7 protein-coding genes are annotated in these 4,767 nt (G+C 64.8%); all 7 read right to left on the reverse strand.

The features are described from left to right. Positions 1-52: 52 nt before the first annotated feature. The gene (tatC, locus tag AOQ71_RS32375; protein ID WP_057755777.1) at positions 53-865 is read right to left on the reverse strand and encodes a twin-arginine translocase subunit TatC; all 813 of its coding nucleotides are present in this window, start codon (positions 863-865) and stop codon (positions 53-55) included. Then, a complete protein-coding gene (gene tatB / locus AOQ71_RS32380) occupies positions 862-1,383 on the reverse strand; it encodes a Sec-independent protein translocase protein TatB (protein ID WP_057755780.1) in 522 nt (173 codons plus the stop codon). The genes tatC and tatB overlap by 4 nt, the downstream gene beginning before the upstream one ends. An 88-nt stretch (positions 1,384-1,471) precedes the next feature. Next, entirely contained in the window at positions 1,472-1,705 is a 234-nt protein-coding gene (locus tag AOQ71_RS32385; protein ID WP_027529733.1) for a twin-arginine translocase TatA/TatE family subunit, read from the reverse strand. 165 nt (positions 1,706-1,870) lie between these two features. Beyond that, positions 1,871-2,623: an SMC-Scp complex subunit ScpB gene (scpB, locus tag AOQ71_RS32390; RefSeq protein WP_057755783.1), complete on the reverse strand. Its 753-nt coding sequence runs from the start codon at positions 2,621-2,623 to the stop codon at positions 1,871-1,873. Positions 2,624-2,644: 21 nt separating this feature from the next. Continuing rightward, positions 2,645-3,484 carry a segregation and condensation protein A gene (locus AOQ71_RS32395; protein WP_057755785.1) on the reverse strand — a complete coding sequence of 280 codons (840 nt, stop codon included), beginning with the start codon at positions 3,482-3,484 and terminating at the stop codon, positions 2,645-2,647. After that, positions 3,481-3,918, reverse strand: coding sequence for a hypothetical protein (locus AOQ71_RS32400; RefSeq protein ID WP_057755787.1), 438 nt, complete (start codon positions 3,916-3,918; stop codon positions 3,481-3,483). The genes AOQ71_RS32395 and AOQ71_RS32400 overlap by 4 nt, the downstream gene beginning before the upstream one ends. Before the next feature lie 45 nt (positions 3,919-3,963). Next, on the reverse strand, positions 3,964-4,767 hold an 804-nt coding region (locus tag AOQ71_RS48930), incomplete at its 5' end, for an SPOR domain-containing protein (RefSeq protein ID WP_245317289.1).

The following is a 4,767-nucleotide window of genomic DNA, read 5'->3' on the forward strand; positions in this document are numbered from 1 at the left end:
CCCGTGCGCAATTGCGCACTAGGCGGGGCCTGACGGCGGAGGGTGTGGCCCCCTACTCCGCCGGATTCGCGTCCGACGACGCGTTAGTGCCCGTGGTCGCCTGCGAGGCGGCCGCCTTCTTCTCCACCATCGACACCGAGATGATCGAGCCCTCGTAGAGCGCGAGCAGCGGAATCGCCAGCGAGCACTGGCTGAGGATATCAGGCGGCGTCAGCACCGCCGCGATGATGAAAGCCAGCACGATGAAATAGCGCCGCTTCTCGCGCAGCATTTTCGAGGTGATGATGCCGATCCGTCCGAGCAGCGTCAGGATCACCGGAAGCTGGAAGGCAATGCCGAAGGCGAAGATCAGCGACATCATCAGCGACAGATATTCGCCGACCTTGGGCAACAGCTGGATCTGCGCGGTCTCGGCGCCCCCCATCTGCTGCATGCCGAGCGAGAAGCGCACCAGCATCGGCAGCACGACGAAATAGACCAGCATCGCGCCCAGCACGAAGAAGAACGGGGTCGCGACCAGATAAGGCAGGAAGGCCTGCTTCTCGTGCTTGTAGAGGCCCGGCGCGACGAACTTGTAGATCTGCGTCGCAACTATCGGGAACGAGATGAAGCCGGCGCCGAACAGCGCGAGCTTGAGCTGGGTGATGAAATATTCCAGCAGCGCCGTATAGATGAACTTCGAGTTCTCCGCGCCCGCGACCCAAACGAACGGCCAGACCAGCACGTTGTAGATCTGCTTGGCGAAGAAGAAACAGAAAATGAAGGCCACGCCGAAGCCGAGCAGCGCCTTGATCAGCCGCGACCGCAGCTCGATCAGGTGGTCCATCAGCGGAGCTTTGCTGGCCTCGATATCGGCGTCGCTCATGACGCTTTGACGTCCTTGATTGCTTCGGGTGCGGTGTCCTGCGCAACCGGTCTCTGCTCGACCTCCTGGGTGACGGCGAGCGGCTCATTCGCAGCGGAATGTGCTTCCGCTTCCACGAAGGTTTCAGGCGTTGGAGCTTCCGGCGTCGTCGGCGTCGCCGGCGCTTCACTTGAAGCCGCTGGTGGTTCGACAGCAGCGGTCGTCGGCGTCTCAGCCGGCTTGTCGAGCGCATCGACGCGCAGCGCGTCGCTGACGTCCTTCTGCAGCGAGGTCATCAGACCGCCGCCGGTGAAGCCGGAGGCGGCTTCCTTGACCTCGTCAAAGCTCTTCTTGAGGTCGGCCATCTCGGCCTCGCGCATCGCCTCCTGGAACTGGCCCTGGAATTCGGCGGCCATCTTGCGCGCCTTGCCCATCCATTGGCCGACCATGCGCAAAACGCCCGGCAGCTCTTTCGGGCCAATGGCGACCAGGGCCACGACCCCGATCAGAACCAGCTCACTCCAGCCGATGTCGAACATGACGTCTTCCGTTCACGCGAAATCACGATCGGCCCAATCCCTCACGCGCAGGATCGGGTCCGCTTCCCGCGTCTCGCGTGCTCCTGGCTCAGACGGCCTTGCTGCCAACGTCGGATCGCGCCGCGGTCGGAGCGGCATTGTGCTCGATGGACTTCGAGGGCTCCTGCTTCTCGGCGGGCTTGTCGTCGTCCTGCATGCCCTTCTTGAAGGCCTTGATGCCCTGCGCCACGTCGCCCATCAGATCCGAAATCTTGCCACGGCCAAACAGCAGCAGGACCACTGCGATCACCAAGATCCAGTGCCAAATGCTAAGTGAACCCATCCTGCAACCCTCCAAACGCGCATGGCCGGGACCCGGCCGATCTTGACCGGAACGTAGGCTTCGCAAGGGCCAAAAACAAGGACCAAGGCAGCGCCAATTCGCTGTTGGCGCTACGTAATCTTGCTAGTGTTAACCTGTCGCAGGAGCCCGTAGAAGGCCGGAGTATCACTCCTCGCCACCCCCCTCATCGCCCTCATTGCCACCTTCCGGTGGCGTCTCCGGCTCGACCGCCGGCGCCAGGGACAGATCGAGTTCCTCGCCCGGTTCCAAGGGATCCTCGTCCTCACGCAGCGCCGGATCATCCGACGGCGTCGGCACGCTGAATCCGGTCGGCAGGCGCGAATCCAAGAGGCCTGTGCCCTTCAGCTCCTCCAGACCCGGCAGGTCGCCGAGCTGTTCCAGGGTGAACTGCGACAGGAAGTCCTCGGTGGTTCCGAAGGTCAGCGGACGGCCGGGCGTCTTGCGGCGGCCGCGCGGCTTGATCCAGCCGGTCTCCAGCAGCACGTCGAGCGTTCCCTTAGAAGTGACCACTCCGCGGATCTCTTCGATCTCGGCGCGCGTCACCGGTTGGTGATAGGCGATGATCGCCAACACCTCGATCGCGGCACGCGACAGGCGCTTGGTCTCGGTGCTCTCGCGCGTCATCAACCAGGCGAGATCGCCGGCGGTACGGAAGGTCCATTTGTTGGCGACCCGCACGAGGTTGACGCCGCGCGAGGCATAGTCCGCCTGGAGCTGCTCCAGCGCAGCCTTGACGTCGACGCCCTCGGGCATCCGCTTGGCCAGGGTCGCGGTGTCCAGTGGTTCACTCGAGGCGAACAGCAGCGCTTCCAGCAGCCTCAATTCTTCGGGGCGTGCCTGGGGCTCATTCTCCATCGGCTCGGCCTCTTCTACCCGCACTTCAGCCAGGCTTGCCATGGCAGCTTCTCCTTCTTGCACTTAACCGACCGGGGCATCGGGCGCAGACGTTGCGTCCACGATCGGTTTCCCGCGCCCCTTTCGGAAATAGATGGGCGCAAACGCCTCTTTCTGGTTCAGCTCAAGCTGCCCCTCACGCACCAGCTCGAGCGCGGCGGCGAAGCTCGAGGCGAACACCGTCGCGCGCTGCGTCGGATCGGCGACATGACGGATCAGGAAATCGTCGAGCACGCCCCAATCGTCCTGCTCGGTGATGCTGCCGACCAGCCGCTCCAGCGTGGCCCGCGCCTCGGCGAGCGACCACACCGTGCGCTTGGCCAGATGCACGCTCGCCAGCACGCGCGACTGACGCTGCGAGGCGTAGGCTGTGAGCAAATCGTACAGCGTCGCCGTGTATTTCGGATGCTTGATTTCGGCGATCTGCTCGGGCTCGCCGCGCGGGAAAACGTCACGCAGCAATTGCGCCCGGTTCATCAGCCGGTTGGCGGCTTCGCGAATGGCTTCGAGACGGCGCAGACGGTTGGCAAGCGCGGTTGCCATTTGCTCGGCGCTCGGACCTTCCGCGCTCGGCGGTTCCGGCAGCAGCAGGCGCGACTTCAGGAAGGCGAGCCAGGCCGCCATCACCAGATAGTCTGCGGCCAGCTCGAGGCGGATCTTTCGCGCGGCTTCGATGAAGTGGAGGTACTGGTCCGCCAGCGCCAGGATCGAGATCTTGGCGAGGTCGACCTTCTGCTGCCGTGCCAGCGCGAGCAGCAGATCGAGCGGGCCTTCATAGCCCTCGACGTCCACCACCAACGCCGGCTCGCCCTCGGCGAGCTCTGCGGGCCGGCCGGTTTCAAACGATAGAATTTCTGCGGTCATGCGGATGCCGTGTTTGCGGTCAATGCGTCCAGTTGCGCATTGTCGTTGCTGTGACGCGGCGCGCCAGCCGCCTGCATGGCGCGACCTGCGTCGCCAATGCGTCCCGCCAGCGTCTTCATCGGCACGTCATTACTCATTAACAAACCCTGGAACCCGATTGCGCTGCGAATCACCTGAGCAATCATTGTCGCAGAACTCGGCATTGGATGGACCGGCTTGGCGGCGCCATCCACGGGAATGCTGTGACCGGCGGGTCCGGCCGAGACCAGCTGTCCCGCGTTCAATTCCCTAATGCGGCCCGCGGCTTGAGTCGAAATCTCAAAGCTATGCCTGAAGGGAATCAAGTCCCACGAGCCTTCGGCACGGACAAATGCCCGCTCAGCGGCGGTCAGTTCCGGTCCGGATACGCCGGTAATGAAAGCCCGCGTGCTCATAGGGCCGATTAACCCTGCCCCCGGAGGGGGTCAAGGAAACGGCCGTTAATTCCTCTGGACGAAGCAGGACGGCAGGCCAGCCGATTTCAGATTGTTGCAGGCCTGCACCGCCTCATCAGCCGAGGCGTACGGTCCGGCGAAGGCACGGTAGACGATGCCCTTGCCTTTGTCGGTCAGGTCGACCCGCTTGATGACCGGAGAGCGGGAGCCCAGCACGCTGCCGTATTTGCTCTGGAGCACCCGGTAGGACGCGGCGGCGCTCTCCTCGCTCTGTTGCGAAGAGACCTGCACGACATAGCCGCCGCCGCTGGGCGCGGGCGCGATCTGCGTAGGGTTGGTCGCAGCCACGCGCTGCGGTGGCTCGGCCGGGGCGGCTTGCGGAGCCAGCGACAGCGGCTGATTGGCGCTGGCATTGGCTGACGTCGGAGGGGTGCGCGGGGCGGCCGGCGCGGCGACCGGCTTCGGCGCAGCCGCCGACTTGGCGGGCGACGGTGCAGCGGCCTGCGCCGCGGTGGCGTCGGTTTGATCACCCTTCACAACGACGACCTTGACCGAGCGGGGCGCGCCGTTCGGCATCGTCCCGTTGCTCGGGACCACCCCGGCGCCCGGTGGCGGAACGGTCGATGGCGACACGCTCGCGACCGACGGCGGGTTGGAATTCTGGTTCAGCGCCGGAAACACCACGCGGGGACCGGCCGCCTTGGCATTGACGTCGACAGGCGCTTCCTCGCGCGGCACGATCTTCTCGCTGCCGTCGCCGCTCACCATGCGATCCGGCACCTTGGCCGAGGAGTCCGACGGTGCCGGCACGATCTTGGTCGGCGTGTTATCGGCCTTGATGATCGGCGG

Origin of the sequence: Bradyrhizobium manausense (assembly GCF_001440035.1) — a bacterium.
Lineage (GTDB): Bacteria > Pseudomonadota > Alphaproteobacteria > Rhizobiales > Xanthobacteraceae > Bradyrhizobium > Bradyrhizobium manausense.